The following is a 25,946-nucleotide window of genomic DNA, read 5'->3' on the forward strand; positions in this document are numbered from 1 at the left end:
AATATAATGAAAAGGCCGAACAAGTCATTGTTCGGCCTTTTCTGATTGATTTGTGAACTGCCGGGCGGCCGCCACGCAAGCGATAACGCCGGCATTCACCGCCGCAAGTTCCCATCCTGCTTTTTCATGGAGAATCATGGCGGCCAGTAACAGTCCGAAGAAAGGCTGCAGAAGCTGCAGCTGTCCGACCGCGGCGATGCCTCCCTGGGCGAGTCCGCGATACCAGAATACGAAGCCGATCAGCATGCTGAATATTGAGACATATGCAAGACTGAGCAGTGCGGGCGCGCCGATGTTTGACCATGAGTCCGGCATGAAGCAGAAAGACAGGATGAACATAAGAGGAAGCGATAAAACGAGTGCCCAAGAGATCACCTGCCAGTTGCCAAGCCGCCGGGAGAGGCGGGCGCCTTCGGCATAACCGAGACCGCACACGATAATCGAAGCGATCATGTACGTATCACCGAGCGGAGAGGATTCTCCTCCTTGCAGCAGAGCATATCCGGCTACGAGGATGCTGCCGGCAGCCGAGAAAATCCAAAAGACCGGCCTGGGCCGTTCGCCTCCTCGCAGTACGCCGAAGATCGCCGTCGCAAGCGGGAGAAGCCCGATGTAGACAATGGCATGAGCGGATGTGACATGCTGAAGCGCTAAGGCTGTAAGCAGCGGGAAACCGATCACGACGCCGAGCGCTACTGTTATTAGTGAAATGATGTCGCTTTTGGCAGGGCGTTTCTCCTGAAAAATGAGGAGCAGAACGCCTGCCAATATACCGGCTATCGCGGCGCGGCATACGGTGAGAAATACCGGGTCAAAGTCCGCTACAGCCAAGCGGGTCGCGGGAAGCGAGCCGCTGAAAATGAGCACGCCGATAAATCCGTTAATCCAGCCGTTTGCGGCTTTATTCATTCCAATCACTCCAATATATATTTCTAAACCCATTTTCAAAGTTTATAATGACTATAAACTGAAATTGACCTTATACAAATGGCCAGTTTTTATAAAAAGAAGAATGCCAGTTTGGAGGGAGTAAAAATGGATATCACGCCATTTTTAAATAGAGATCTGGATATTCCGCTTTATCAGCAGCTTTATCGGCATTTTAAGGAAAATATGCATCAGGGCCGTATTCCTAAAGGACTGAAGCTTCCTTCAAAAAGGCTTTTGTCAAGTCAGCTTTCCGTCAGTCAGACGACTGTGGAGCGTGCCTATGAACAGCTTGCCGCCGAAGGCTATATTGTCAGTAAGCCGAGAAGCGGATGGTTTGCCGATTATGACTCGGACGCCGTCTATGTGAAAAAGCCGGGCGCTTCGCCTGTTCAAACAAAGGCGAAGGAAGACCGCCATTGGATTGATTTTCACTACGGCACTGTGGATGCCGCTCATTTTCCTTTTTCGGCATGGCGCAAAAGCATGGTTGCAAGCTTAGATCAATACGGGCATGAGCTGTATCGGCCCGGGGATGATTTGGGCGAGCTTGAGCTGAGAACGCTCATTTCAGAGTACTTATATCAGTCGTGCGGCGTGAATTGCCGTCCTGAACAAGTGATAGTCGGCGCCGGGAACCCTGCTCTTTTGCAAATGCTGTGCAAAATATTTGAAGCAAATCTATCCATCGGGTATGAAGATCCGGGTTATCCGAGAGCGAGGGAGATTTTTAAAGCCAATCACATGAAGATCATTCCGATACCCGTCGATGATGAGGGAGTCTGTATCCGGAAGCTGAATGAAGAGCGGCCGCGTCTTGTATATGTCACGCCTTCTCATCAATTTACGTTAGGAACGATTATGCCGGTAAACAGAAGGATTCAGCTGCTGAAATGGGCGGAGGAACATCAATCGTTCATTATAGAAGATGATTATGACGGTGAATTCCGATACACCGGCCAGCCGATCCCATCATTGCAGGGGCTTGATCAGCATCACCGTGTCATTTATATGGGGACGTTTTCCCAATCTCTGCTTCCTTCGCTGCGCATCAGCTATATGATTCTTCCTTTGCCGCTTATCGAAAAAGGAAGGGAAATCGCTTCTTTATATAAACAAACCGTCTCCTGCCACAGTCAGCTGACGCTGGCTCAATTTATCAAAAGCGGAGAGTGGCAGAAACATATTAACAGAATGAGAAAGCTGTACCGGAAAAAAAGAGCGGTATTATTAGAGGCCGTGCGGCGCGAGCTGGGACAATACGTCGGGATTCGCGGAGAAAATTCCGTGCTGCGGATTTTACTTGACGTTCATCTGCCTTTCAGCGAAAAAGAGCTGATTGGAAAGGCGGAGGAACAAGGCGTCAAAATCTATCCCGTGTCTCTTACCTATCAAAAACAGGTCCCTGAAAAAACAGTTTCCCTCGGATTCGCGGGGGTTTCTGAAACCGATATACAAGAAGGCATAAAAAAACTGAGAGCCGCCTGGGCGCTGTAAAAGGCAGCTCTCAGTTTGAAATACTGAAGCTTGAGCAAGGGGTGCTGTCTCAGCATCAAAACGATTTATAGGACGGGCAGGCGGAGCGCCGTATCAATATTTTGCAAATTGAGATGGGCTTGTTCATTTGTGTTCCACGGGTGATACCAGCCTTTTTCCATCATATAGCGTGAGATTTGCTCGTGCATGTCAAGGGCTTCTTCTAAGTGCCGGGTGAGGATCGCTTTCACTTCAGGCGTTCCGGCTTCCGTCGCCGCCATCGCATAGTTTCTGACACCGCTTTTTGCCGAATTCAATAAATCCATTGCGACAATTTGGTCTGTCAGTGCATTCATTCCCGTCAAGTATTCAATAATCGGATTCATTCGTCATTCATCTCCTCATTCATGCTGTGCATCAGATAAAATTGAGGCAAATTCCTGCAATTGCCTTGTTGATGTATCCACATCCTGCCGCATGATTTCTTTCAGCTGCGGATCGGATACGAGCGCTTTCATGGTTTTAGATTTCGTCAGACAAAGTGACTTAAAAGAAGCCATCTCCTGAATTTCAAGTAATTCATGTAAGGCGCTGGTCATTTCTGTAGCCTCCGTTCTCTAAGGTTTGAGTACAACTTTAATACAATCATCTGTTTTCGTGTCAAACATCTCATAGCCGTGCTTCGCTTCACTAAGCGGAATGACATGGCTTACAACATCGCCCGGATCAATTTTGCCGGTTGACACCAGTTCAAACATATACGGCATATAGTGGATGACCGGAGCTTGTCCTGATCGGATATTGACGTTTCGCTGCATGATATCGCCAAGGGGAAACCCGTTGTATCTGCCGCCGTACACACCCGTAATCTGGATCGTTCCGCCTTTTCGCACCGCTTGGGACGCGATGACCAATGCGCTCATCGCCCCGCCCTGAAGTTTTAATCCGCTGGCGAGGAACTCAAGATCCGTCATTTTTCCGTCCATGCCGACGGCGTCAATGACCACGTCGGCGCCGCCTTTGGTGATTTCCTTCAGGTAGCTGCCCGTATTTTCGTGGTCTTCGAAGTTCACGATTTCCACTTTATTCGTCCGTTTCGCATGCTGGAGACGGTAGTTGATATAGTCTACGGCTATTACGCGTTTTGCTCCCTTTAACCAGCAGAATTTTTGAGCGAAAAGGCCCACGGGCCCGCAGCCGAGAACGATAACTGTATCGCCTTCTTTTACGCCGGCATTGTCAACGCTCCAAAAGCCGGTTGTCATCGCATCGGAAATAACACTCAGTTTCTCATCCGGTTCTTCGCATGTTTCGGGAACTTTAAAATGAGTAAAGTTCGCAAATGGAACGCGCAAATACTCCGCCTGGCCTCCCGGATAGCCGCCGGCATTTCCTGAATAGCCGAAATAAGCGCCTATATCGCCGTTCTCATTTGATTGATCACATTGGCTTTCCAGGTGATTTTTACAATAAACGCATTCTCCGCAGGCGATATTAAAAGGAATAATGACGCGGTCGCCTTTTTTGACTTTCGTCACGCCGGGACCGGTTTCTTCCACGATGCCCATCGGTTCATGGCCGATGATGTAGTCTTCCTGCAAATTCGGGATGAGTCCGTGGATTAAATGTAAATCTGATCCGCAAATTGCCGTACTTGTGACTTTTATAATCATGTCATCGTGTTTTTCAATCTTCGGATCAGGCACGTCTTTGACAACGACGTTTTTCACTCCTTGATACGTTACGGCCTTCATGCTGTAATACCTCCAGTGTTAGTGTTCATCAGGTGTGCGGTCAAACATCCCTTTTCTGTTTGTTTCAACGGGAAACAGGTTCATATTTCCGACCATGAGGGTATTTTTCGCAGAGAGCTGATCCAATTTATACTGTTCGCTCAGATCATGCGGGTGAAACCACTTTTTGCTGACCATCAAGTCTGTTATCTCCTGATGCATCGTGATTCCCTGCATGAGCTGTTTGCGCAGCAAAGCTCTTACATCAGGTGAAGCGGTTTCTGTTAAAGCAACGGCGGTATTTCTGACGCCTTCTTTGGCGCGTATGAGAAAATCCATTGCGAATGTCATATCCGCAAGTTCAGGGACATGTAATGAATTGATCGGATCTAAATGGTCATGATTCAATGATGCTTACCTTCCTTTCAATTGATGATCGAAGTCGGCCGGTTTTGAGGAACGGGAGCCTGAAACGTTGCCCGTTCATAAACCGCTTGCAGATCAGCCAGGTCTTGAGAGGCTTGCTGAACGTCTTTTTCCATTAACGTTTTCAGATCCTGATCAAACACAAGCCCTTGCATGAGCTTGGATTTCGCGACACAAAGCGTCTTGAAGTTAATGATTTCATGTAAGTCCAACGACTCGTGATCCGCTAATTCACGCTTATCCATAATCGTCTGAAACCTCCCTTTGTAGAAATACGTAGTTAATTTCCCCTGAGAAAAGAGGTCTAGTCTTACAAATTTTGTTTATCAGAAAAGCGGATAAAAAGCCTGACGGTGCATCAAAAAAAGGAGGAAGCACAATCGCTTCCTCTTGTTCACATGGAATGGCTGTTGGTGTCATGAACGTTTTTCTGATGCGGGCGGCTTTGCCGCGCGGGAGACGAGACCGCTGAAACCCGGGAAAGATCATAAAAAAGATATGAACAAAAGCAGCTTGCGCACAATCCCGCAGGCTGTTTTTTCTTTCACCCGTCATGCAGGAACAGAAGGGGAAGGTGAGAAGAAGGCACTTATGGTATGATGACAAATAGAATAAAACCTCGTGAGGCCGGTCGGCTAAAAGGAAGTGGACAGAGATTGTTTGGTACAAAACATCAAGAAGACTATGTCTCCCGTGACAGACGCTCATTGCATATGCTTGCGCTTCGGGTGCCCGGTCTGGCGTTTATTTTTATGGTATATGCCGCATCAGTCTCTTTGCAGTACATTTATGAAAGCTGGACGGTTTTTTTGCTGCTGTTATTCACGATATTGATCGTCATTTTTACCGTGCTGCACTGGCATTCCCATCGTTGGGTGAAGAAAAAAACGTTTCTTTATTTCATCATACAGGGATTTATCATATATACATCGGCTAACTTGATGACCGGCGGCTATATCGCGGCGGTCATCGGTCTCTATGCCTTTTTAATCGGGCAGATTATCGGAATGGCAGATAAGGGAAAAACGCTGCTCATACTCTATCTTTTCATTTTAATGTCCATAGCAGCCCTGCACCAGGAGCATCCGCATCATCTGCTACGTTTCATCGTTATCGCCGCTCCCATCATGATCGTGATTATCACGTATGCGGCAACATTTTTCGCGCAAGTTGATGAAAAAATAAAAACACAGATGACGCTTGAAAAATTAGAGCTCGCTCACCGGCAAGTGAAACAGCTGACGCTTCAAAACGAAAGGCAGCGGATGGCGAGAGACTTGCACGATACGCTTGCCCAAGGATTGGTCAGCTTGCATATGCAGCTTGAAGCGGTGCAAGTTCATCTTTCGAAAGATAACACTGACAGAGCGAAAGACATCATCAGCCAGTCAATGGACAGAGTGAAGGGCACATTGGCTGATGCGCGCTCGACCATTGACAACCTTCGCAGCAAATCAGAAGAGATCGGCTTCTTAAAAGAAAGCATCACTGAACAAATCAACCATTTTACAGAAGCCTCCGGGCTGTCTTGTTTTTTAGAGTACAGCGTGCATCATGTGCTTGACGTTCATACGGCGGAGAATTGCCATTACATGATCGGAGAAGGCCTGACAAACGCCGCCAAGCATGCAGAAGCAAAGAATGTCTGGGTATCCGTTCAGGAAGAAGAGGGACAGATCCGCATAACCGTCAAAGATGACGGGAAAGGCTTTGATGCCGGAACAGAAATGAGAAAAAGCGGACATTACGGGCTGCTTGGGATACAAGAACGCGTCAATATGATGAACGGCATTTTCCGTATAACAAGCGCCAGATCAGCGGGAACTCAAATTGAGATCATCATACCAATTCAAGGAGAAGCGGAACATGTATAAAGTGTTAATAGCAGATGACCATCTTGTCGTCAGAGAAGGTCTGAAGCTTTTGATAGAAACAAATGACCATTACACCGTAACGGGAGAAGCGGAAAACGGGAAAACCGCCGTCCGGCTCGCAGAGGAACTAAAGCTCGATGTCATTCTCATGGATCTGTACATGCCGGAAATGAGCGGGCTGGAAGCCATTAAACAGATAAAAGAGCATTCTGATGTGCCGATCATTATTCTGACGACCTATAATGAAGATCATCTGATGATAGAAGGCATCGAATCAGGCGCAAACAGTTATCTGCTGAAGGACACAAGCTCAGAAACCTTATTTCATACGATGGATGCGGCGGTCAGGGGAGAAGTGCTTCTGCAGCCGGACATCTTGCGGCGTTTCCGGGAAAAGAAAATGGAACGGGCAAATGCCAATGAAACACAGCTGACGGACAAGGAAATCATAGTTCTAGAAGCCGTTGCGAAAGGACATAAAAGCAAAGCGATCGCCTTCGATTTAGGAATCTCAGAGCGGACGGTAAAAGCGAGATTAACATCGATTTATAACAAATTAGGCGCTGATTCGCGGACGGAAGCCGTCACCATTGCTATGCAAAAAGGCATTCTGAAACTGAATATATAATGAAAAACTGCCCAAACGTACATGCCCCTATGTACGTTTTTTTTATGTGAATGTGAACTACAATTAGGCAGAAAGTAATGATTGGAGAGGAGTATTCGATGTCTGGTTTTTTATATAAATTAGGGGGATGGTCTGCCCGCAATCGATTAAAAATGATCAGTGCGTGGCTCGTGATACTGATCGCTTCGATTGTGATCGCCATCTCGTTAAAACCTGCTTTTTCTGAGGATATGTCAATTCCCGACACACCTTCTGAAAAGGCAATGGATATGATTCAAAAAGAATTTTCAAAGGGTCCCGATAAAGGAAGCATACGGGTGATTTTCGGTGCTGAAGATGGGAAAAAAATGACGTCAAAATCAGAAAAACAAGCGATCGAAGATACTTTAAAGAAGATCAAAACAGATCATTCAGTCGCTTCGATTGCAAATCCTTTTGAAACAGGAACCATTTCTAAAGACGGATCAGTGGCATATGCCGATATTACGTATAAAAAAGCGGCGGATGACATTTCGGCCGCGTCTGTTTCACATATCAAACACAGTCTGTCTGCCGCAGGAGACAAGGGCCTGCAGACGGAGCTCAGCGGTGATGTGCCGGGGGCCGGTGTTGAAGTCGGCGGTGTATCAGAAATTATCGGCGTTGTGCTGGCATTCGTCGTACTGGCTATTACGTTTGGTTCATTAGTCATAGCGGGGCTGCCGATTGTCACGGCCCTGATTGGGTTGGGCGTAAGCGTCGGACTGACGTTAATCGGAACACAGGTCTTTACGATAGCTTCGGTCAGCCTCTCATTATCCGGAATGATCGGCCTGGCCGTCGGGATTGATTATGCGCTGTTTATCTTTACGAAGCATCGTCAGTTTTTGGGCGAAGGTGTACAAAAAAATGAATCGATCGCGAAAGCCGCGGGAACGGCAGGCAGCGCCGTCGTTTTTGCGGGACTGACCGTGATCGTCGCGCTTTGCGGATTGACCGTTGTGGGCATTCCGTTCATGTCTGCCATGGGGTTGACTGCGGCACTCAGTGTGCTGATGGCTGTATCGGCTTCTGTTACGCTGGTTCCTGCGGTGTTGTCAATCGCAGGAAAACGGATGATTCCGAAATCATACAAGAAGAAAGAAAAGAAAAGCGCCGACACGAATGCCTGGGGGCGCTTCGTTACAAAGAAGCCTATTCTGTTAAGCATGTTCAGCATGATTCTTTTAGCTGTCATCAGTCTGCCGGCCATGCATTTAGAGCTGGGGCTGCCTGATGCGGGAATGAAAGCGAAAGACAGCCCGGATCGCCGCGCCTATGATCTGTTGTCTAAAGGATTCGGCGAAGGCTTTAACGGCAAGCTGACAATTGTTGCCGATGCAAAAGATGTTAAGGGCAATAAAAATGAAGCATTCCAAGACGCCGTGAAAGAAATGAAGGACTTGCATAATGTGGCGAGCGTCACCCCTGCCATGCCGAACGAAAAAGGGGACTATGCCATCATTACGGCAGTGCCTGAAACCGGACCGAATGATAAGGCAACGAAAGAGTTAGTGCAGGATATACGGAAACTGTCAGACAAAAACGGCATCCGTCTGCTCGTCACCGGGTCAACCGCGGTGAACATTGATATTTCAGATCGGTTAAACGATGCCATTCCGGAATTCGCCATTCTTATTGTCGGGTTTGCATTTGTATTGCTGACCGTCGTTTTCCGTTCTCTTCTCGTGCCGCTTGCGGCCGTTCTTGGCTTTTTGCTGACAATGACCGCAACACTCGGGTTATCGGTATTCGTCCTGCAGGATGGACATTTCACCGGCTTGCTGAGCATTCCGGAAAAAGGCCCGATTCTTGCCTTCCTGCCTATTTTAGCAATCGGTATTCTTTTCGGACTGGCGATGGATTATCAAGTATTCCTTGTCAGCAGAATGAGAGAAGAATATGTCAAAACAAAAAATCCGGTACAAGCCATCCATGCCGGATTGAAGCATAGCGGGCCTGTCGTAACAGCGGCGGGGCTGATCATGATTTTCGTCTTTGCGGGATTCATCTTTGCGGGAGAAGCTACGATCAAATCCATGGGCTTGGCAATGACCTTCGGTGTTCTTTTCGATGCGTTCATTGTAAGAATGACCATCATTCCGAGTGTCATGAAGCTGATGGGACATGCGGCCTGGTACTTGCCGAAGTGGCTGGATAAAATCATTCCGAACGTGGATATCGAAGGCCATAAGCTGACACAAGGCAAAACACCGGAGAAACCGGAAGAATAAAATGAAAAAGCAGATCGTTTTGATCTGCTTTTTTTATGTGCTGACCGCATTCATGAAAAGAGAAAAAAGCTTTTTCATGTCTTCATGTTTTTTTGTCAGCATTTCGGGATGCCATTGCACGCCAACGACAAATAATTCACCCGTCCGTTCAATCGCTTCAATGGCCCCGTCTTTCGCATAAGCCGCGGCTTTAAACGAAGGCGCCGTCTCTTTTATGATCTGGTGATGGAATGAATTCACCCGCGCTGAATCGCCAAACAAAGAATGGAGACGTGTCCCTTTTTCAAAAGAAACATGATGAGTTTTTAATGGCGGATCTTTTTCTTGATCATGCTTAATGTCAGCAAACGAAGCGTGTGTCAGGTCTTGATATAAAGTTCCCCCGTAAGTGACGTTTAACATATGCATCCCCCGGCAGATGGCCAGAATCGGCTTTTCTAAAGCAACCGCCGTGAGAATCAGCTCCTTCTCGTAGGCGTCCCGATCAGGAAAGGTCTTTCTTAAAGCCTGTAAAGGTTCTTCGCCGTAAAACAGCGGGTCTATATCCTGGCCGCCGGACAGAATGATCCCGTCAACATGAGAGACCTGTTCCTTTAAAAGCGCCGTCTCTTGAATCACCGGCAATATAAACGGCACACCGCCGGCCTCAGAAACAGACTGAATATAATCATTATTGACATATGCCCGATTATAACCCGGGAAAGGGCCGGATTGATCAGCCATAATGTTTCCCGTAATTCCAATGCGTTTGGCCATTCTTCGCCCCCCTGAACCATGCTCATAATTAATCTGAACGTAGGTTGTACAAATCAGTTTGAAATTATTCTTCATGATACGTGAGCTTTCCAAAACAAAACCCGTGACAATCACGGGTTTTTACATTCATTTCAATTTCTTGATTTCTTCCGTCAGCTCTTTGAATTTTTGATCAAGCTCACGATATTGTTTATCAGCCGGAGTCATGAAGCTGAGTTTTCCGAGGACTTCCTGCCGTTCGGTTTCAAGCTTTAATCGCAGTTCTTCAGCATCATCCCTGACGGAGGGAGATTCTTTCCATTGTTTTCGGACGCTGCCGTTTGAGATATCAAGCCGGATGTCCGTCGTCTTTTCGACAAAGTAACGATCATGAGATACGATGATGAGCGTTCCGTCGTATCGGGCCAAAGTGTCTTCAAGCTGCTCGCGTGACGGCAGATCAAGGTGGTTTGTCGGCTCATCCAGAATCAGCACATCTTTCTCCTCCAGAATAAACGCCATCAGTTTGCATTTGACCCGCTCTCCCATGCTCATCTTGCCGATGGGTTCCGTCCATTGCGCTGCGGTAAATCCTAAGTGCTTCATGAGGGATTGAACATTTCCCCTTGCTTCGAACGTTTCTTTGTAAAAAAGCTGTTCGGGGGTTTTATCAAGCGGAAGGTCGAATACTTCCTGGGTTAAATATCCGACATTTGCAGACGGAGAAATCCATATGCCGCCCTGCGCTTTTTCCTGACCGAGGATGACCTTCAATAATGTTGTTTTCCCGCTGCCGTTCGGACCTGTAATCGCAATCTTTTCACCGTGCATCACAGTGAAATTCACGTTTTTGAAAAGCGTTCGTCCGTCATATGACTTTGAGACATCCCTTACTTCTAAAAAACGCTTTCCCGCTTTTTTGCGGTGCTCAATGGAAAAACGGACTTCATACTCCGCTTCAACCGGTTCTGCTTTCGCTTTTTCAAGCTCTTTTTCAAGACGCTTCTGCTTTGATTTAATCTGGGCGTCCGTGCGTTTTGCTTTTACGCGATGGTATTCTTTAAATCCTTCTATTTTCGTTGATTGGGCATGGGCTTTTTTTGACCAGGCGCTCAGCTCGTTCATTTGAGCTTCAATCCGTCTGATCATATGCTGCTGATTCTCATATTCCCGCTGCTGTGTCAGCCTTCTCTGTTTGCGGACCTCCATATAGCTTGAATAATTCCCTTTATGCTCAATGAGTTTCTTTCCTTCGATGGCCCAGATTTTTGTCGCCGCTGCATCTATAAAAGCACGATCATGCGAAACAAAAATAATGGTGCCTTTGTAATTCTTGATCTGATTTAGCAGTATTTCTAAACTGTGCTGATCGAGGTGGTTCGTCGGCTCATCTAATAACAAAAGGCTGCTTGAGGAGGAGAAACCTTTGGCAAGACGGGCTTTCAGTTTTTCTCCGCCGCTCAATTGCGAAAAGGCGCGTGCGGGCACGTTCCACTTTTCTAACAAGGCTGCCTCCGCAGGCTCCGGATGGCCGGAATCATAAGCTTCCGTTTCTTGTTCCACCATATATACGTTCACATCTTGCATCATCTGGATCTGTCCTTGTGACGGCGCTTTTTGATTGCAGATCAATTGCAGCAACAAAGATTTGCCAGCGCCGTTTTTACCGATAACGCCGATGATGTCACCTTGCTGAACGCTCGCGCTGATCTGTTCAAAAAGGGGAACGCTGTTGATTTCATAACTGATGCCGCTTAACTTTAACATTTCTTTCATATGTCAATCCCTCGCTTTAAAGGGAGGACAAAAAAATCCTCCCAATTGATTTGGAAGGATTAGCCGTACCTGTGCATGATCAAATAAGCTATTTTCACATAGCTTTCGTATCGTATAGAAAATGGGCAGACTAATCCTATTTTTTCTGATTTGAAATATTTGATTTCAAACTGTCAAAATAAGATTAGTTAATCATTGTCCACCCATCATCCCTTCATATTTGTTACGAACAGTGTAGCACACACTTATCTGTAAAAGCAAAGGGTATAAGCCTTTTTATTCCAGATTGGAGACTTCCCACTCTTCTTCTAAAACGGCATAATAATATTCATCCCACCATTCATTATCATGGGGGATGCATTTTTTAAAAAAGCCTTCCCGCCTCATCCCGATCTTTTCCATCACCCGGTGCGAAGCCGTGTTTTCCGGCTGACATGTCGCAATGATCCGGTGTAATTTCATCTTGTTAAACCCGAATGCCAGCACGGCTCGCGCCGCCTCTGAAGCATATCCTTTGCCCTGATATTCCGGGCGAAACACCCAGCCGATTTCATACGTATGATCGCCAAAATACTGAAAAAAAACAATGTGGCCAATGACCGTTTTCTCATCCTTCAATAAAACGGGAAACTTCCCGGCATGTTCACCGCTGTTTTCAGTAACGAATTTCCTGGCATCATCTTCGGTAAAGACACCCTCTGGTATATATTTCATGACATTTGGATTTGATGTGTACGCATAGACATCCTGCCAATCTTCCGGTTCAAATGTGCGAATTACGAGCCTGTCAGTTTTGATATTCATTTTTTATGTTCCTCCATCAAAAAAGGTTTCATTTACTACTTCGATTGAAAGATGTAAAAACCTTTGAGCGGGGAAGAGCCGAATAAAAAAAGCCTGCAGCTATACACTGCAGGCGGTTATTTTTCATTTGCGGCGGCGGGCAGGTTTGTAAACCCGAATTGCCCTCCGACAGCTTCTTTTACTTCATGAATAACGATAAATGATTTAGGATCAATTTTTTGAACATGTTTTTTGATTTTCAACAATTCGTTCTTTTTAATGACAACATAGATAATGCGCTTGTCTTTGCTGCCGTAATACCCGTATCCGTAAAAAATCGTCGCCGCGTTGCCGTACTCGGAGGTGATGGCTTTGGCGATTTCTTCGTATTGGTCAGACATAATGGTGAGGGCTTTTTTATTATGGAAACCCTCAATGACAATATCGACGATTTTGGCGCACAGATAAACGAATATAAACGTATACAGCATATGATTGAGGCCGATCGCTAAAACGGATGCGAAAATGATGACACAATCCATATAAAACATGCTTTTCGAGATGTTAAAGCCCTTTGTGTAATTTAATAAATACGCCAAAAGCGTGGTTCCGCCGGTAGATCCGTCAGCGATAAAGATCAATGCCAGCCCCGCTCCCATTAGCAGAGCGCCGAATACAATCCCGAGCACCATGTCGTGCACGCCGAACGGAATAAAGCTGACGATGCTGAGAAAAACAGAAGTCATTCCCGTCCCGAGTATCGTGTATAAAATCGTTTTTTTCGTTAAAAATTTATAAGCAAGCCCGATAAAAATCAAATTTACAACCAGAGTCGTAATACTTGCAGGTATATGGAAAAGATAATATAACACCAGAGCGATTCCCACGGTGCTGCCGTCCCCTAAATGATTCGGGATGACGAAAAATTCCACGGACGCCGCAATAAGAAAGGCTCCGGCCATAATCATCAGTATATCCTTGCAAATGTTCTTCATGTGCAAACCTCCTCCGCAGTCAAAAATATATATAAAACAAAAACGCCTCAAAAATTATCCAGAAGAACTAAATAATTTTTAAGACGAATCATTCACAATCTCGTTTGTTCATTCAGTAAAGAATGATCAGCTTCAATATCGAAGATTATATAGACACCTTCACATCTTGTCAATGCCGTGAAAATTGATTTTTCTGCAGTGTATATGAGGTTTAAATCAAGTTAAAACGAGGAATTATATCAGAAGAGTTTTCATTTCTGCTCTATTAATAAGAGAAATGTAATGAGAGACAACGAAGAAGGGATGATGACATTGGAACGAATTTTTATCAGTCCGGCCAAATACGTGCAGGGAAAAAACGCCATTAAAACGATCGGCGGACATCTGGAGGGCGTTGGTGAAAAAGCCGTCGTCATCGCGGACAAAACCGTATGGGATATCGCGGGCCACAAGGTGACGGCTGAATTAAAGAAAAGCAATATCTCTTCTGAAGAGGCGGTTTTCAACGGCGAAGCCTCCCAGGAAGAAATGAAAAGAATTGCCGGCATCGCAGAAAAAGCAGGCGCGACTATTGTCATCGGAGTCGGCGGCGGTAAAACGCTTGATACGGCCAAAGCCGTATCAGATGAAATAAACGGCTATACCGTTATCGTGCCGACGGCCGCTTCAACGGATGCTCCGACAAGCGGGCTGTCTGTCGTGTATTCTGAACAAGGCGCGTTCGAAAACTATCGTTTCTATCATAAGAATCCTGACCTGGTTCTGGTCGATACGAAAATCGTCGCGGAAGCTCCGCCGCGCTTTTTAGCATCAGGGATTGCCGATGCGATGGCGACGTGGATAGAGGCGCGCAGTGTCATCGCCAATGGCGGTAAAACGATGGCAGGCGGAATTCCGACAATCGCCGGAGAGGCTATCGCGGAAAAATGTGAAGCGGTATTATTCAAATACGGCCATCTCGCTTATGAGTCTGTGAAAGCGAAAGCCGTTACGCCCGCATTGGAAGCGGTGGTTGAAGCCAATACACTTCTGAGCGGACTGGGATTTGAAAGCGGCGGCTTAGCTGCGGCGCATGCCATTCATAACGGATTTACCGCGCTTGAAGGTGAAATCCATCACTTGACCCACGGTGAAAAAGTGGCATTCGGCACGCTCGTTCAATTGGCGCTGGAAAAACGTTCGCTTGAGGAAATTGAGCGGTATATCGCGTTTTATATCAGCTTGGGGCTGCCTGTCACACTTGAAGACATCAAATTGAAAGACGCATCTAAAGAGGACATTATGAAAGTGGCAGAAGCCGCGACGATTGAAGAAGAAACAATTCATGCCGCTTTTGACGTGACGGCTGACGACGTGGCGGATGCCATTATAGCGGCTGATCAATACGCAAAAGCATTTAAAGAAAAACACGCATAAAACCTTTTACCGCGTGACCCGGACCCAAGGGCTGTTACAGCCCTTGGTTTTTTTGTGCCCTTTGAAAACTTTTAAAAATAAAGAAAAAATTATGATACAATATACAAATGTTTTGAGAGATTGAAAAGGAAAGGTGGGAACGATATGCTGCATAATCCGACCGGTAAGGAGCGGCTTGCGCTGGCTTTTCTTCTCGGAATGCTTGCGATACTGGGGCCGCTCAATATAGATATGTATCTGCCGAGTTTCCCTGAAATCGCTGAAGATTTAAGCGCCCGCGCATCGCTTGTCCAGCTCAGTTTAACCGCATGTCTGATCGGACTGACAATCGGACAGGTTGTTGTCGGCCCGTTAAGTGACGCGAAGGGAAGAAGAAAACCGTTATTACTATGTATTTTTTTATTTGCGTTGTTTTCTCTGTTTTGCGCACTTGCACCGAACATTGTAACACTAGTGATTGCCCGTTTTCTTCAAGGATTCACCGCTTCGGCAGGACTCGTTTTATCCCGTGCAATCGTCAGAGATGTGTTTACGGGAAGAGAGCTTTCTAAATTTTTCTCGCTGCTGATGGTCATTACCGCCGTAGCGCCGATGGTGGCGCCGATGACGGGAGGCGCGATTTTACTGCTTCCGTTTGCATCATGGCATACGATTTTTCTCTTTTTAACGTTTATCGGTTTTTTGCTTGTGCTCATCATTGCGCTCAAGCTGACAGAAACCCTGCCGCCGGAAAAGCGGATTCCGAGCTCCATCGGAAATTCCGTGCGGACAATGGGAAGTCTGCTGAAGGATCGGTCATTTATCGGCTATGCGCTGACGGTCGGTTTTATTCACGGCGGGAGCTTTGCGTATGTCTCCGGAACGCCTTTCGTGTATCAGGATATTTACGGAGTATCGCCTCAGGTATTCAGTGTTTTATTCGGCATAAACGGTCTGGCGATCATTACCGGAAGCTTTATCATCGGGCGTTTCGGCGGGATCATTCACGAAAAAAGCCTGCTGAGAATCGGCGTGATTACAGCGATGACGGCGACTGCCGTTCTGCTCGTCATGACGATCATTCACGGGCCGCTGGCGGCACTGGTGATTTCAATTTTTATTTATATGATTACGATCGGCATGACGCTGACAAGCACCTTTACATTGGCGATGGAAAAGCAGGGACACCGCGCGGGAAGCGCAAGCGCACTGCTCGGCATGCTTCCGCTTCTTCTCGGTTCCATCGTGTCGCCGCTTGTGGGGATGAATGAAGCGACGGCCGTCCCGATGGGGGCAATTATGTTCACGACATCCGTTATCGGTTCCATCGCTTTTTTCGCCTTAACAACAAAACCGGAGAAAGCAAAAAAGGAGTGAAATGATTCACTCCTTTTTTTGATGCCCGCTATTCATATTTCTTCAGCACGATCGCCGAATTATGCCCGCCAAAGCCGAATGAGTTGGAAAGGCCGATCGTTAACGATTGATGGCGGGGTCCTTCTGAGACATAGTCCAAATCACATGCCGAATCAGGGTGCTGCAGATTGATCGTCGGCGGAATGATGCCGTGTCGCAGGCTTTCTGTCAGAGCGATGGCTTCAACTCCGCCTGCCGCGCCAAGCATGTGGCCGAGCATTGATTTGTTGGCCGTAACCGGAATGTCATACGCAAGCTCCCCGAATAATGTCTTGATGGCCAACGTTTCAGAAAGATCTCCGGCTTTTGTGCTTGTCGCATGGGCGCTTACGACATCAATGTCTTCCGCTGAAACGTTCGCCTTTTTCAAAGCGTTTTTCATCGCCAGGTATGCGCCCGTTCCTTCCGGATGGGAGGCCACCATATGATAGGCGTCAGAGCTTGCGCCGTAGCCGAGCACCTCACAAAGGATCGGGGCGTTTCGGCTGATTGCGCTATCCAATGATTCCAATACTAAGATGCCCGCGCCTTCACTCATGACAAATCCATCGCGATCCGCGTCAAACGGACGGCTTGCCGCGGCGGGGTCTTCGTTTCTCGCTGACAGCGCGTGGGCATTGCCGAAGCTGGCTAATGACAAATTCGTAATCGCCGCTTCCGCTCCCCCGGCAAACATGATATCTGCGTCATCATTCCGAATGGCGTTGAATGCTTCCCCGATCGACGTATTGCCGATGGAACACGCGGTGACGGGAGAAAGTGAGGGGCCGAGCGCGCCTAATCTGATGCTGATTTGAGCGGCGGCCGCGTTTGAGATCATCATGGGGACAAGGCTTGGGCTCACTTTTCGCGCTCCCCGTTCATTTAAAGTATGAACGTTATCAATCAAAGTCGTGATGCCGCCGATTCCCGAGCCGACGTACACGCCGAGGCGTTCACGGTCAATCTGATCGAGCTGAATCCCGGAGCTTTCAAGCGCCTGTTCCGCTGCCGCTAGAGCAAACTGGCTGAAACGGTCAAGCCGTCTCGCTTCTTTTCTGCCCCATCTTTCTTCTGCGTCAAAATCACGGACGGTACCGGCTATTTTTGTCTTTGAGCCGGAGACATCAAACGAATCGATGAAAGAGATTCCCGATTTTCCTTCCGTCAGGTGTTTCCAAAATGTATGCACATCATTGCCGAGAGGTGAAATCACTCCCATTCCGGTGATCACAACTCTTTTCATGGTCATTCCTCCTTCGGTATGTATTTATTGTAACTCGCAATTATCCTATTACAAGTTGTAGATTATCCTAGTATAATGAATACCAGGGTAAGAGAGGAGAGATTCGGTATGATACCAGAAGGAAGATTGCAGGCGCTCTCAGAGTTTTTAAAAACGCAGCGGGCCAAAATATCTCCGCAGATGGCCGGGCTGCCGATGGGCACACGGAGAAGAACGCCCGGACTCCGAAGAGAAGAGGTCGCGCAATTAGCCGGCGTAAGCACCACGTGGTATACGTGGCTGGAGCAGGGCAGAGACATTAAAGTGTCCGCATCCGTATTGGACGCCGTTTCCGATGCGCTGCAGCTCAACAAAGATGAGAGAAATTATTTATACGCGCTTGCCATTGAGGAGGGCGTGAAGCAGCCGTTTACCGCGGAGGAAGAAGCGGTTATCAGCCCGTCGCTTTCAAAAATCCTGCAGGAGCTCCGTTATTGTCCCACCATTATCTCGGACAGGCGGTGTCATATCGTGGGATGGAACCAGGCCGCGGCTCACGTGTTTTTAGATTTTGAACAAATTCCTCCTGAAAAACGGAATCTCATAGAGCTATTGTTTTCCAGAAAAGAATTAAGAAGTTTAGCCGTGAACTGGGAGCACTTTGTGAAAGGATTCATCGCCATTTTCAGAACGTATTACGGCCAGTATGTAGCTGATACGTGGTATTCTCAGTTTATAGAAGAAATGGAGAAAACGTATTCGGAATTTCATACGCTGTGGAATGAGAGCGAAGTCAGCTCGGCACCCGAAGTATTAATTGAGTTCCGCCATGCGAAGGCGGGAAAAATGGTCTTTAACCTGACTTCATTTCAGGTTCAGGGCAACAGTGATCTGCGCTGCAGTGTGTATACGCCGGTAGATCATACCGAAACGGAAGCAAAGCTGAAAAAGCTCTTCGAAAACAGGTGAAGAACAGAAAAAAACGGGAGGCGGCCGCCTCCCGTTTCAGTTTAAAATAAAAGCATGAGACCGGCGATGGCCGGTGTTAAAAAGATGGCTGATTTCAGAATGACTTTCGGCACGAGGTTGGTGAATTTCGCTCCGACATATGCGCCGCACATCGTTCCGATCAGCACTTTGACCAACAGCATATAATCGACAAATCCTTCCGTCACATAACCGAGTCCTCCGCCGACCGCAAGCGGAATAATGACAAGCATGGTGGTGCCGACCGACTGGCGGATGGATAAGCGTAAAAGAATCATTAAGCCGATCTGGATAAAAGGGGCAGAGCCGATGCCGAACGTTCCGGACAAGATTCCTGCGATGACACCGAGTACAACGGCTTTCACCCATATATTCAGATTGCTTTGCTGTCCGGAATCTTCTTGTGTTTCTTTTACAATAAATAACCGGACTAAAATAAGCAGAGCAGATAAAAACAGCATGCCCGCCGTCAAGTAATGCAGCAAATCTGCGGGGATAAGGGAAGTAAGCCTTGCCCCGAAAAACGAACCGAATGCCGCAAAAACGCCGACGATGAGGCCGATCTTTATCTGAATATTGCCTTCACGGTAGTGGCTGAAAGCCCCCGATAAACTTGTGAAAGCCATTCCGGCAAGGGAGGTGCCTAAAGCCGTATGAATCGGTACGTGAAACAGTATAGTTAAAAGTGCAATGACAAAACCGGCTCCCCCGGCGCCGATAAACCCGAGAATAATCCCGAGAAGAAACATAACGAGTATAATAAGCACAATCTTCTCCTCCATTTAGATGCCTGATCACCATGTTCCGCTCCGCTGTATCAGGTTCTAATAATCGACCGTAGTCCGTCGACCGTCGTCTAATATCTTTATGTTACCTCAAATTTAAGGTATTGGCAAGAAGCCGAATCGCTTTTATACAGAGGGTTTACAGCTCTTTCACCATCACTTTTTCCCCGTTTGAGTCCAGCTCTCCATTGAATAAGAAGCCGAATTTTTGATAAAGCCGCAATGCGTGCACGTTATCTTCAAACAGGCTTAAATAAATCCGTCTGCAATCATATATTCGAACGAGATGGCGGATAAGGGCATCAAGCAACAGCTTGCCCAATCCCCGTCCCTGATAACGTTCATCAATAAAAAAACGATCAAGCCACACTCTGCCGTTTTCATTTTCCTCATCATATTCCGGAAACCATCCGTACATGGCAAAGCCGACTAATTCCCCGTTAACATAAAGACCGGCCGGCTGATAATGCCGGCAATCCTCAGCATCTTGTAAGCACTCTTCCGGGGTTTCAATAAATGAAGTCTGGCTTTCTCTTACATGAAGCGCCAGTATATCGGCACGGTTTTCTTCCGTGACTGCTCTGATTTCAATCGTCATACTTGATACTCCTCTTCCGCTTTTTTTGAGACGGTAAAGCTTTCATTGCGTAAGCCATTTGTGAATCAGCCTTCTCTCGGATACAATGATCATCATAAAGGATATGGTTACCGTATAGTCAAGGAGGCATTATGAGCGAAGACGTCAGAAAATACTTCACAACGGGTGAATTTGCAAAACTGTGCCGCGTAAAAAAACAAACCCTGTTCCATTATGACGAGATCGGCCTGCTTTCTCCGGAAATCAAAAAAGCGAATGGATACAGATACTATTCCTATCATCAATTCGAACTGTTCCAGGTCATCGGTCTGTTTAAGGAGGCCGGCGTGCCCTTGAAGCAGATCAAACCGCTCTTAACAGACAAAACCCCTGAGGGTATCATCACGCTTTTAAAAGAGAAATCATCAGAAATCGAAAGCAAAATCAAAAAGCTGGAGCACCTGCAAAGGATGATTCAGACAAAGGTGAAGCTGACCGAACAAGCCTTGGAGACAGACTTTTCCTCCGTCTCATTGCAGCGATTAGATGAAGAGACACTTATGATAGGACGACCCGAACTCCATTTGCCAGAACGGCAATATACTGCCGCCATTTCCGAATTGATCCGCTATATGCGGGTACATGAACTCGATCAGGGGCATCCGGTCGGCGGACTGTTTGCGCGGGAGCAGATTCTGAAAAAAGAATTCTACAACTACACCCATTTTTATATGAAGACAGATGAAGGAATAGAGAATAGAGACCTCCATATCAAGCCGAAAGGGCTTTATGCCGTCGGGTACCAAATAGGGGATGAAGCGGAAGCGGCTTACCGCAGCATCATGCAGTTTATTGAAGAGTATGGGCTGGAAATGGGCGATTATGCATATGAAGAATATATGCTTGATGAGGTTGTGGCGGACGGGTTTGACAATCAGATCACAAGAATCCAGCTGCAAGTCCGCAATCCATAAAGCCGATGCCGCCGTTCATTTACGTCTTTTAACAAACCTTGTATAATGAGAAAAATCAGATTGCAATTGAGGTGAAAAACGATATGTTTCTAGCGCCCTTATTTGAACATGATGTACCGGCAGCACTTCCCCGCCCTTAATGGAGGAAAGTGACTGCGCTTCTCTCCGTTAGGGCATATGACGTGACCTAATATGATAACGGAGGGTGCATCAAGTTGAAAAATACATTGTTCGGTTCGATTTATTTGGCATTGGCCGCCAGTATCTGGGGCGGTATGTATGTCGTTGTAAAAGTTGTGGTAGCGGTCATTCCGCCGCTTGAACTGGTATGGCTGAGATATGCGGTGGCGCTTCTTTCGCTTTTGATTCTCAGTTTGTTTACACGCCAATCCTGGAAAGTTCATAAACGTGATTTATTACTGATCGCTGCGATCGGATTGATCGGCAACACGATTTCGATCGTCACGCAGGAAATCGGCACGAAATTATCAACCGCGCAGATGGGTGCGATTATTACGGCATCCACTCCCGCATTTATGGTTGTATTTGCCCGGCTCATGTTGAAAGAGCGGTTAACGCTGAAAAAAGGAATATCGACAGGGCTGGCGACGATCGGAGTATTGCTCATTGTGGGGAACGGAGATCTCAATATGTCGAGCCAGCTCGGCGGTCTCTCGCTTCTGGCTGCGGCGCTGACATGGGCTTTGATGTCCGTGCTGATGAAACGGGTTCCCGGCCATTACTCACCGCTTGTCGTCACAACGTATTCCATTTGCGTCGCATTTGTCATCCTGACCCCGTTTACAGCGGGCCCGCTTCAGGAGATTCCTTTGTCTCAGCTTGCCCGGCCTGAGATATGGGGCGGACTTTTATATTTGGGTGTGATCTCAACCGCCTGCGCGTTCATGCTTTGGAATCGCGGATTGCAATTGCTGAATGCGGCAAGCGGCGGTCTGTTTTTCTTCTTTCAGCCGCTTTCCGGAACATTGCTCGGCTGGCTGCTGCTGGGAGAGACGATCGGAGGAACCTTCTGGATCGGAGCGGCTCTTATTGTTTCAGGCGTCGTTCTTGTCATGAAAGAAAAATAGAAAATGAAAAAAAGCCATTCAGCAAATGAATGGCTTTTTTCTGTTTTCCCGGCAGGATTCGCCCCTCCATAAACAGAAAACAAGGAGCAGAAACGGATCATGGGCACCGGTACTCTCAAGGTGCAATACCCGGACCCTCAGGGTTTCGTCAATTAACATAACGGGCGGTGAAAAAATGGAGCCAAAATGGCTAGATTGGGCAAAACAGCTTCAATCCATGGCGCAAGCGGGGCTGGCTTATTCCAAAGACATATATGATATTGAGAGATTTGAAGAAATAAGAAAAATAAGCGTGGATATCATGGCGCATTATACCGGCATCGACAAAAGAATCATTAAAGACGTATTCGCCGGTGACATGGGCTACCCCACTCCGAAAGTTGATATCAGAGCGGCAGTTTTTAAAGATCAGAGCATATTAATGGTAAGAGAGAAAAGCGACGGCAGATGGGCGCTGCCTGGCGGATGGGCTGATATCGGGATTTCTCCGGGCGAGACCGCTGTCAAAGAAGTAAAAGAGGAGTCGGGAATCGACGTAAAGCCCGTTAAACTGTTAGCTGTAATGGATAAGAAATGCCATTCGCATCCGCCGTCCGCCGTCCACGTTTACAAAGTGTTTATCAAATGCGAGATCATCGGCGGCCGGCTCAGGGAGGGAACGGAAACAAGCGCGGCAGGCTTTTTTGCGGAGACGGAACTGCCGCCGCTATCTGAAGCCCGCAATACGGAAAGTCAGATTGAAAGGATGTTTGCATATCTCAAACATCCGGACGAACCCGTTTATTTTGATTAAGGCAGCAAGTAGGAAAAAGAGAGGAACTGGTTCAGAACCATTTCACTTATGAATGATCCGGCCTGTGATAGAGAAGGTAAATCATTAGGCCAGGTTTTAAGAGTCTGCCTGTCTCGGTGTGGTGCGCCCCTTAAAAAACCGTTTTTGAAAAATCGATAATCCTGCGGGCAGCTTCTGTCGGTTTTTCCTCGGGGACGTAATGGCCGCAGCCTTTTATCTCATATCCGCTGACTTCACGAATTGATTCTCTCCATGTGCCAAGCACGGGAAGACCGGCTAAGTTCCCTTTTTCTCCCCACAGCAAAAGCGTGGGAACATCCAGTTTTTTCTGTGATTCCTTTTCTGAACGATATCTCGGCAAATCAATTTGATAAGCGGCTCTGTAGTCATTAAGCGCAGCTTGAACAGCGCCGGGCTGCTTCCAGGAAGCTAAGTACCGTTCCCAGGCGCCGTCTGATGTCAGCAGGTCAAAAAGCCCGTCGCCTCTGCTTAATAAAAATCTAAGATATTCCTCTTCTTTTCCTTGTATTAATTCTTCCGGCAGATGGGGAACGACCTGAAATGTCCAGTGCCAGTATTTTTTTGCCGCTTCAGCTGCCGTCAGAGAATCATAGACGTATTCAGTCGGCATAATGTCAATGAGCACAAGGCCTGCTACCAGTTCCGGCGCATCTAAAGCGAGCCGCCTTGCTACCCTTGCGCCTCTGTCATGCCCGGCAATTAACGCTTTTTGTATATGCAGGCGGCGCATCAGACCTTGTATATCGCTTGCCATCGTTTTGTTATCATAGCCGTTTATGCCGCTCGGCTTTTCAGAATCGCCGTAGCCCCTCAGATCAACCGCGATGACTCTATGAGAAGCGGCAAGCGTCGGAATCACATAACGCCACGTCACCCAGCTTTGCGGAAAGCCGTGCAGGAGAATGACGGGGGGAGCATCCTCCTTTCCCGTAAAGACGTAATGAAGGCGGATGCCATTTACCTCAATTGAATCATGGGTCACATGCTTTTCAAATTGTTCACGAAAAGAATCCATCTTCTCTCTCCTCATAAAATGTTATTTTTTTATTTGAGAAATAATAGCGGAAGTGACGTCTTCCGTTGAATGTTTTCCGCCGACATCAGGAGTCAGAATGCCGCTGTTTGTGACCGTTTCAATAGATTGTAAGAGGAGATGGCCCAGTTCCTCTTCTCCGAATGAATCGAGCATTAATTTCGCCGTCCATATTTGGCCTATAGGATTGGCAATTCCTTTTCCGACAATATCCGGGGCGGAGCCGTGAACAGGCTCAAACATGGAAGGATATTTGCCGTTTACATTGATGTTGGCTGCGGGAGCGATTCCGACGCTTCCCATAATCGCCGCGCCGATATCTGTCAGCACATCTCCGAACAGATTCGAAGCGACAATGACATCAAAGCGTTCCGGCTGCGTGACAAAGAAGGCCGCCAGTGCATCGATGTGCTGGGAATCCGTCTCAATCCCGGCGAACTCACGGCTGACCTCTTTGAAGATGTCATCCCAGAACGGCATCGAGTGAACAATACCGTTTGATTTCGTCGCGCTTGTGACGTGTTTCCGCCGACTTGCCGCCAGTTCGAAAGCATACCGCATCACTCTTTCCGTACCCCGGCGGGAAAAGATCGCGTTTTGTATGGCGATTTCGTCCTCACCCTGATAGATTCTGCCGCCGACAGAGCTGTACTCGCCCTCACTGTTTTCGCGGACGACTATCAGATCAAAATCCTTCGGGTTAACGAGGGGGGAAGTGATTCCCGGCAGGAGCTTCGCCGGCCGCACATTAATCACCTGTTCAAATTCCCGGCGTATCTTGATGAGCAGCCCCCACAGCGAAACATGATCGGGGACGAGTTTTTGATTCCCCACCGCTCCCAAAAACAAAGCATCAAAGTGCTGTAACCTTTCTAATCCATCATCCGGCATCATCGTCCCGTGCTCCAAATAATACTCGCAACTCCACGGAAAAGAAGTGAAATCAAAGGTAATGCCTCCATGTAATTCGGCGATCGCGTTCAACACCCGCTCCGCTTGCGGGACTACTTCTTTCCCCACACCGTCCCCCGGTATGCTGGCAATCTTGTATGTTTTCATGTTTCCGTCACCTCTGAATGAATTGTTTTCGGTTTACGGAAGACCGTCGACCGTCGTTCATCATAATTCCATATTACGCCACATCCGATATGCTGACAAGCTCGGGAATGTTGCTTCCATAGTTAAACTGTTATATGATCTTGGTAACAATAAGGCCTAAATTGTATGAAGAGGTAGGAAAGATGGATAATTTTAAATTAGATAAGCCAATCCCGTATTATCTGCAATTTTATTCCCAATTGAAAAAAATGATATTTGACGGGATTTTTAAACCGGGTGAACGGCTGAATGAGACTCAGCTGGCCAAGGATTTCGGAGTCAGCCGGTCGCCGGTCAGAGAAGCCATGCGGCTCCTTGAAAAGGACGGGCTTCTGACGGCAGACGATCGAAACGGCTTTGTCATTTATTCTTTGTCTGTTAAGGATGTTGAAGAGATTTATAAAATCAGAATGTCACTTGAATCACTGGCGGTCGAACTGGTTATTGATGAAGCGGCTGAGAGTGAAATTGACCTCATTGAAAAACAGCTGCGGGAGACGGAAGAAGCCATCAATAAAGGCGTCAAAGAGACTGAGATTATTTCCTTAAACGAGTCGTTTCATCGGCTCCTTGTGGATTTCAGCCGCAACAGCCGGCTGGCCATGCTGCTTGAGCATGTCAATGTGCTGATTCATTTTTGCAGAGTTCTTAATTTTAAAGGCGATGACCGTGCGGAGGTTATCCTGCATGAGCACCGGAAAGTCTTTGAAGAAATAAAAAAGGGCGATAAAACAAAAGCCGTGCAATATATGACGGAGCATCTCAAGCATGATGAAGAACATCTGAAAGGCGTGCTCAAAGCGGGAGAAACAGACGAATCATCACGATAGACAAGGTGAAAAGCCTTGTCTTTTTTTTTGCCGATGTCATCGAACCGTCATAAAGACCTGACGGATGTTCCTTGCATGATTTTTTCCGCGTCATTTATGATGGATATGGAAGAGACGCAAAAAAGGTAAAGGAGTTTGAA

The 25,946-nt window shown here is 47.2% G+C and carries 26 protein-coding genes; 11 read left to right on the top strand and 15 right to left on the bottom strand.

From position 1 onward, the window contains the following. Positions 1-24: 24 nt before the first annotated feature. Complete coding sequence (locus MY7_RS01810) at positions 25-909, bottom strand: DMT family transporter (protein ID WP_029326200.1); 885 nt, start codon at positions 907-909, stop codon at positions 25-27. Between the two features lie 126 nt (positions 910-1,035). Here MY7_RS01810 and pdxR point away from each other — a divergent pair, with 126 nt between their 5' ends. Then, positions 1,036-2,424: a MocR-like pyridoxine biosynthesis transcription factor PdxR gene (gene pdxR / locus MY7_RS01815; RefSeq protein ID WP_029326199.1), complete on the top strand. Its 1,389-nt coding sequence runs from the start codon at positions 1,036-1,038 to the stop codon at positions 2,422-2,424. A 65-nt stretch (positions 2,425-2,489) separates the two neighbouring features. On the opposite strand, the gene MY7_RS01820 is transcribed toward pdxR, so the two are convergent. Genes MY7_RS01820 through MY7_RS01840 form a run of 5 tightly spaced genes read right to left on the bottom strand, consistent with a single transcriptional unit; the run spans position 2,490 to position 4,807 of the window. Beyond that, positions 2,490-2,789 (bottom strand): spore coat protein, encoded by a 300-nt coding sequence (locus MY7_RS01820; protein ID WP_007609702.1) that lies wholly within the window; start codon positions 2,787-2,789, stop codon positions 2,490-2,492. Positions 2,790-2,804: 15 nt separating this feature from the next. Next, complete coding sequence (locus MY7_RS01825) at positions 2,805-3,002, bottom strand: hypothetical protein (protein ID WP_007609703.1); 198 nt, start codon at positions 3,000-3,002, stop codon at positions 2,805-2,807. A gap of 18 nt (positions 3,003-3,020) precedes the next feature. Beyond that, positions 3,021-4,157 (bottom strand): zinc-dependent alcohol dehydrogenase, encoded by a 1,137-nt coding sequence (locus MY7_RS01830; protein WP_007609704.1) that lies wholly within the window; start codon positions 4,155-4,157, stop codon positions 3,021-3,023. An 18-nt stretch (positions 4,158-4,175) separates the two neighbouring features. After that, positions 4,176-4,544 carry a spore coat protein gene (locus MY7_RS01835; protein ID WP_015416918.1) on the bottom strand — a complete coding sequence of 123 codons (369 nt, stop codon included), beginning with the start codon at positions 4,542-4,544 and terminating at the stop codon, positions 4,176-4,178. Between the two features lie 17 nt (positions 4,545-4,561). After that, positions 4,562-4,807 carry a hypothetical protein gene (locus MY7_RS01840; protein ID WP_007609706.1) on the bottom strand — a complete coding sequence of 82 codons (246 nt, stop codon included), beginning with the start codon at positions 4,805-4,807 and terminating at the stop codon, positions 4,562-4,564. Between the two features lie 411 nt (positions 4,808-5,218). Here MY7_RS01840 and MY7_RS01850 point away from each other — a divergent pair, with 411 nt between their 5' ends. The 3 genes from MY7_RS01850 to MY7_RS01860 all read left to right on the top strand — a co-directional run bounded on the left by MY7_RS01850 (position 5,219) and on the right by MY7_RS01860 (position 9,316). Beyond that, positions 5,219-6,436 carry a sensor histidine kinase gene (locus MY7_RS01850; RefSeq protein ID WP_032864652.1) on the top strand — a complete coding sequence of 406 codons (1,218 nt, stop codon included), beginning with the start codon at positions 5,219-5,221 and terminating at the stop codon, positions 6,434-6,436. Beyond that, positions 6,429-7,064, top strand: coding sequence for a response regulator transcription factor (locus MY7_RS01855; RefSeq protein ID WP_007609712.1), 636 nt, complete (start codon positions 6,429-6,431; stop codon positions 7,062-7,064). The genes MY7_RS01850 and MY7_RS01855 overlap by 8 nt, the downstream gene beginning before the upstream one ends. Positions 7,065-7,162: 98 nt before the next feature. Beyond that, positions 7,163-9,316 carry an MMPL family transporter gene (locus tag MY7_RS01860; RefSeq protein WP_029326196.1) on the top strand — a complete coding sequence of 718 codons (2,154 nt, stop codon included), beginning with the start codon at positions 7,163-7,165 and terminating at the stop codon, positions 9,314-9,316. 33 nt (positions 9,317-9,349) lie between these two features. On the opposite strand, the gene MY7_RS01865 is transcribed toward MY7_RS01860, so the two are convergent. From MY7_RS01865 to MY7_RS01880, 4 genes are all read right to left on the bottom strand, one after another. Continuing rightward, a complete protein-coding gene (locus MY7_RS01865; RefSeq protein ID WP_029326195.1) occupies positions 9,350-10,072 on the bottom strand; it encodes a gamma-glutamyl-gamma-aminobutyrate hydrolase family protein in 723 nt (240 codons plus the stop codon). A gap of 126 nt (positions 10,073-10,198) precedes the next feature. Continuing rightward, entirely contained in the window at positions 10,199-11,827 is a 1,629-nt protein-coding gene (abc-f, locus tag MY7_RS01870; protein ID WP_007609715.1) for a ribosomal protection-like ABC-F family protein, read from the bottom strand. Between the two features lie 276 nt (positions 11,828-12,103). Beyond that, positions 12,104-12,631, bottom strand: a complete 528-nt coding sequence (locus MY7_RS01875) for a GNAT family N-acetyltransferase (protein WP_007609717.1) — start codon at positions 12,629-12,631, stop codon at positions 12,104-12,106. Between the two features lie 116 nt (positions 12,632-12,747). Then, the gene (locus tag MY7_RS01880; protein ID WP_007609718.1) at positions 12,748-13,605 is read right to left on the bottom strand and encodes a YitT family protein; all 858 of its coding nucleotides are present in this window, start codon (positions 13,603-13,605) and stop codon (positions 12,748-12,750) included. Positions 13,606-13,887: 282 nt separating this feature from the next. On the opposite strand from MY7_RS01880, the gene MY7_RS01885 reads away from it, so the two are divergent. Beyond that, positions 13,888-15,021 carry a glycerol dehydrogenase gene (locus tag MY7_RS01885; protein WP_007609719.1) on the top strand — a complete coding sequence of 378 codons (1,134 nt, stop codon included), beginning with the start codon at positions 13,888-13,890 and terminating at the stop codon, positions 15,019-15,021. A 144-nt stretch (positions 15,022-15,165) separates the two neighbouring features. Then, entirely contained in the window at positions 15,166-16,377 is a 1,212-nt protein-coding gene (locus MY7_RS01890) for a Bcr/CflA family efflux MFS transporter (protein WP_007609720.1), read from the top strand. A gap of 28 nt (positions 16,378-16,405) precedes the next feature. Here MY7_RS01890 and fabF read toward each other — a convergent pair whose 3' ends face one another. Continuing rightward, on the bottom strand, positions 16,406-17,641 hold the full coding sequence (gene fabF, locus MY7_RS01895) for a beta-ketoacyl-ACP synthase II (RefSeq protein ID WP_007609722.1): 1,236 nt from the start codon (positions 17,639-17,641) through the stop codon (positions 16,406-16,408). Positions 17,642-17,749: 108 nt separating this feature from the next. On the opposite strand from fabF, the gene MY7_RS01900 reads away from it, so the two are divergent. After that, positions 17,750-18,589: a helix-turn-helix transcriptional regulator gene (locus MY7_RS01900; RefSeq protein ID WP_029326194.1), complete on the top strand. Its 840-nt coding sequence runs from the start codon at positions 17,750-17,752 to the stop codon at positions 18,587-18,589. A 41-nt stretch (positions 18,590-18,630) separates the two neighbouring features. On the opposite strand, the gene MY7_RS01905 is transcribed toward MY7_RS01900, so the two are convergent. Together MY7_RS01905 and MY7_RS01910 are read right to left on the bottom strand one after the other, a co-directional pair. Continuing rightward, complete coding sequence (locus MY7_RS01905; RefSeq protein ID WP_029326193.1) at positions 18,631-19,374, bottom strand: sulfite exporter TauE/SafE family protein; 744 nt, start codon at positions 19,372-19,374, stop codon at positions 18,631-18,633. A 157-nt stretch (positions 19,375-19,531) separates the two neighbouring features. Beyond that, on the bottom strand, positions 19,532-19,990 hold the full coding sequence (locus tag MY7_RS01910) for a GNAT family N-acetyltransferase (RefSeq protein ID WP_007609731.1): 459 nt from the start codon (positions 19,988-19,990) through the stop codon (positions 19,532-19,534). A gap of 131 nt (positions 19,991-20,121) precedes the next feature. Here MY7_RS01910 and MY7_RS01915 point away from each other — a divergent pair, with 131 nt between their 5' ends. The 3 genes from MY7_RS01915 (at position 20,122) to MY7_RS01925 (ending at position 22,824) form a co-directional block, all read left to right on the top strand. Beyond that, complete coding sequence (locus MY7_RS01915; protein WP_007609733.1) at positions 20,122-20,943, top strand: MerR family transcriptional regulator; 822 nt, start codon at positions 20,122-20,124, stop codon at positions 20,941-20,943. A gap of 215 nt (positions 20,944-21,158) precedes the next feature. Further along, a complete protein-coding gene (locus tag MY7_RS01920) occupies positions 21,159-22,031 on the top strand; it encodes a DMT family transporter (RefSeq protein WP_007609735.1) in 873 nt (290 codons plus the stop codon). 175 nt (positions 22,032-22,206) lie between these two features. Beyond that, positions 22,207-22,824 (top strand): NUDIX hydrolase, encoded by a 618-nt coding sequence (locus tag MY7_RS01925; protein ID WP_007609737.1) that lies wholly within the window; start codon positions 22,207-22,209, stop codon positions 22,822-22,824. A 130-nt stretch (positions 22,825-22,954) separates the two neighbouring features. On the opposite strand, the gene MY7_RS01930 is transcribed toward MY7_RS01925, so the two are convergent. Beyond that, positions 22,955-23,860, bottom strand: a complete 906-nt coding sequence (locus MY7_RS01930; protein WP_007609748.1) for an alpha/beta fold hydrolase — start codon at positions 23,858-23,860, stop codon at positions 22,955-22,957. A 21-nt stretch (positions 23,861-23,881) separates the two neighbouring features. Then, the gene (locus MY7_RS01935) at positions 23,882-24,937 is read right to left on the bottom strand and encodes a tartrate dehydrogenase (protein WP_007609749.1); all 1,056 of its coding nucleotides are present in this window, start codon (positions 24,935-24,937) and stop codon (positions 23,882-23,884) included. Between the two features lie 182 nt (positions 24,938-25,119). Here MY7_RS01935 and MY7_RS01940 point away from each other — a divergent pair, with 182 nt between their 5' ends. Continuing rightward, positions 25,120-25,806, top strand: coding sequence for a GntR family transcriptional regulator (locus MY7_RS01940; RefSeq protein WP_022552677.1), 687 nt, complete (start codon positions 25,120-25,122; stop codon positions 25,804-25,806). Positions 25,807-25,946: the final 140 nt, after the last annotated feature.

The organism is Bacillus sp. 5B6 (assembly GCF_000259405.1).
In the GTDB taxonomy this organism is placed as follows: Bacteria; Bacillota; Bacilli; order Bacillales; family Bacillaceae; genus Bacillus; species Bacillus velezensis.

Excerpts from the sequence above, each read along its gene's own strand:
- MY7_RS01875 (WP_007609717.1), bottom strand. The coding sequence starts at position 12,631 with ATGAATATCAAAACTGACAGGCTCGTAATTCGCACATTTGAACCGGAA.
- MY7_RS01840 (WP_007609706.1), bottom strand. The coding sequence starts at position 4,807 with ATGGATAAGCGTGAATTAGCGGATCACGAGTCGTTGGACTTACATGAA.
- MY7_RS01885 (WP_007609719.1), top strand. The coding sequence starts at position 13,888 with ATGAGAGACAACGAAGAAGGGATGATGACATTGGAACGAATTTTTATC.
- MY7_RS01890 (WP_007609720.1), top strand. The coding sequence starts at position 15,166 with ATGCTGCATAATCCGACCGGTAAGGAGCGGCTTGCGCTGGCTTTTCTT.
- fabF (WP_007609722.1), bottom strand. The coding sequence starts at position 17,641 with ATGAAAAGAGTTGTGATCACCGGAATGGGAGTGATTTCACCTCTCGGC.
- MY7_RS01860 (WP_029326196.1), top strand. The coding sequence starts at position 7,163 with ATGTCTGGTTTTTTATATAAATTAGGGGGATGGTCTGCCCGCAATCGA.
- MY7_RS01810 (WP_029326200.1), bottom strand. The coding sequence starts at position 909 with ATGAATAAAGCCGCAAACGGCTGGATTAACGGATTTATCGGCGTGCTC.
- MY7_RS01925 (WP_007609737.1), top strand. The coding sequence starts at position 22,207 with ATGGAGCCAAAATGGCTAGATTGGGCAAAACAGCTTCAATCCATGGCG.
- MY7_RS01900 (WP_029326194.1), top strand. The coding sequence starts at position 17,750 with ATGATACCAGAAGGAAGATTGCAGGCGCTCTCAGAGTTTTTAAAAACG.
- abc-f (WP_007609715.1), bottom strand. The coding sequence starts at position 11,827 with ATGAAAGAAATGTTAAAGTTAAGCGGCATCAGTTATGAAATCAACAGC.
- pdxR (WP_029326199.1), top strand. The coding sequence starts at position 1,036 with ATGGATATCACGCCATTTTTAAATAGAGATCTGGATATTCCGCTTTAT.
- MY7_RS01865 (WP_029326195.1), bottom strand. The coding sequence starts at position 10,072 with ATGGCCAAACGCATTGGAATTACGGGAAACATTATGGCTGATCAATCC.
- MY7_RS01910 (WP_007609731.1), bottom strand. The coding sequence starts at position 19,990 with ATGACGATTGAAATCAGAGCAGTCACGGAAGAAAACCGTGCCGATATA.
- MY7_RS01940 (WP_022552677.1), top strand. The coding sequence starts at position 25,120 with ATGGATAATTTTAAATTAGATAAGCCAATCCCGTATTATCTGCAATTT.
- MY7_RS01915 (WP_007609733.1), top strand. The coding sequence starts at position 20,122 with ATGAGCGAAGACGTCAGAAAATACTTCACAACGGGTGAATTTGCAAAA.
- MY7_RS01880 (WP_007609718.1), bottom strand. The coding sequence starts at position 13,605 with ATGAAGAACATTTGCAAGGATATACTGATGATTATGGCCGGAGCCTTT.
- MY7_RS01820 (WP_007609702.1), bottom strand. The coding sequence starts at position 2,789 with ATGAATCCGATTATTGAATACTTGACGGGAATGAATGCACTGACAGAC.
- MY7_RS01830 (WP_007609704.1), bottom strand. The coding sequence starts at position 4,157 with ATGAAGGCCGTAACGTATCAAGGAGTGAAAAACGTCGTTGTCAAAGAC.
- MY7_RS01935 (WP_007609749.1), bottom strand. The coding sequence starts at position 24,937 with ATGAAAACATACAAGATTGCCAGCATACCGGGGGACGGTGTGGGGAAA.
- MY7_RS01930 (WP_007609748.1), bottom strand. The coding sequence starts at position 23,860 with ATGGATTCTTTTCGTGAACAATTTGAAAAGCATGTGACCCATGATTCA.
- MY7_RS01825 (WP_007609703.1), bottom strand. The coding sequence starts at position 3,002 with ATGACCAGCGCCTTACATGAATTACTTGAAATTCAGGAGATGGCTTCT.
- MY7_RS01855 (WP_007609712.1), top strand. The coding sequence starts at position 6,429 with ATGTATAAAGTGTTAATAGCAGATGACCATCTTGTCGTCAGAGAAGGT.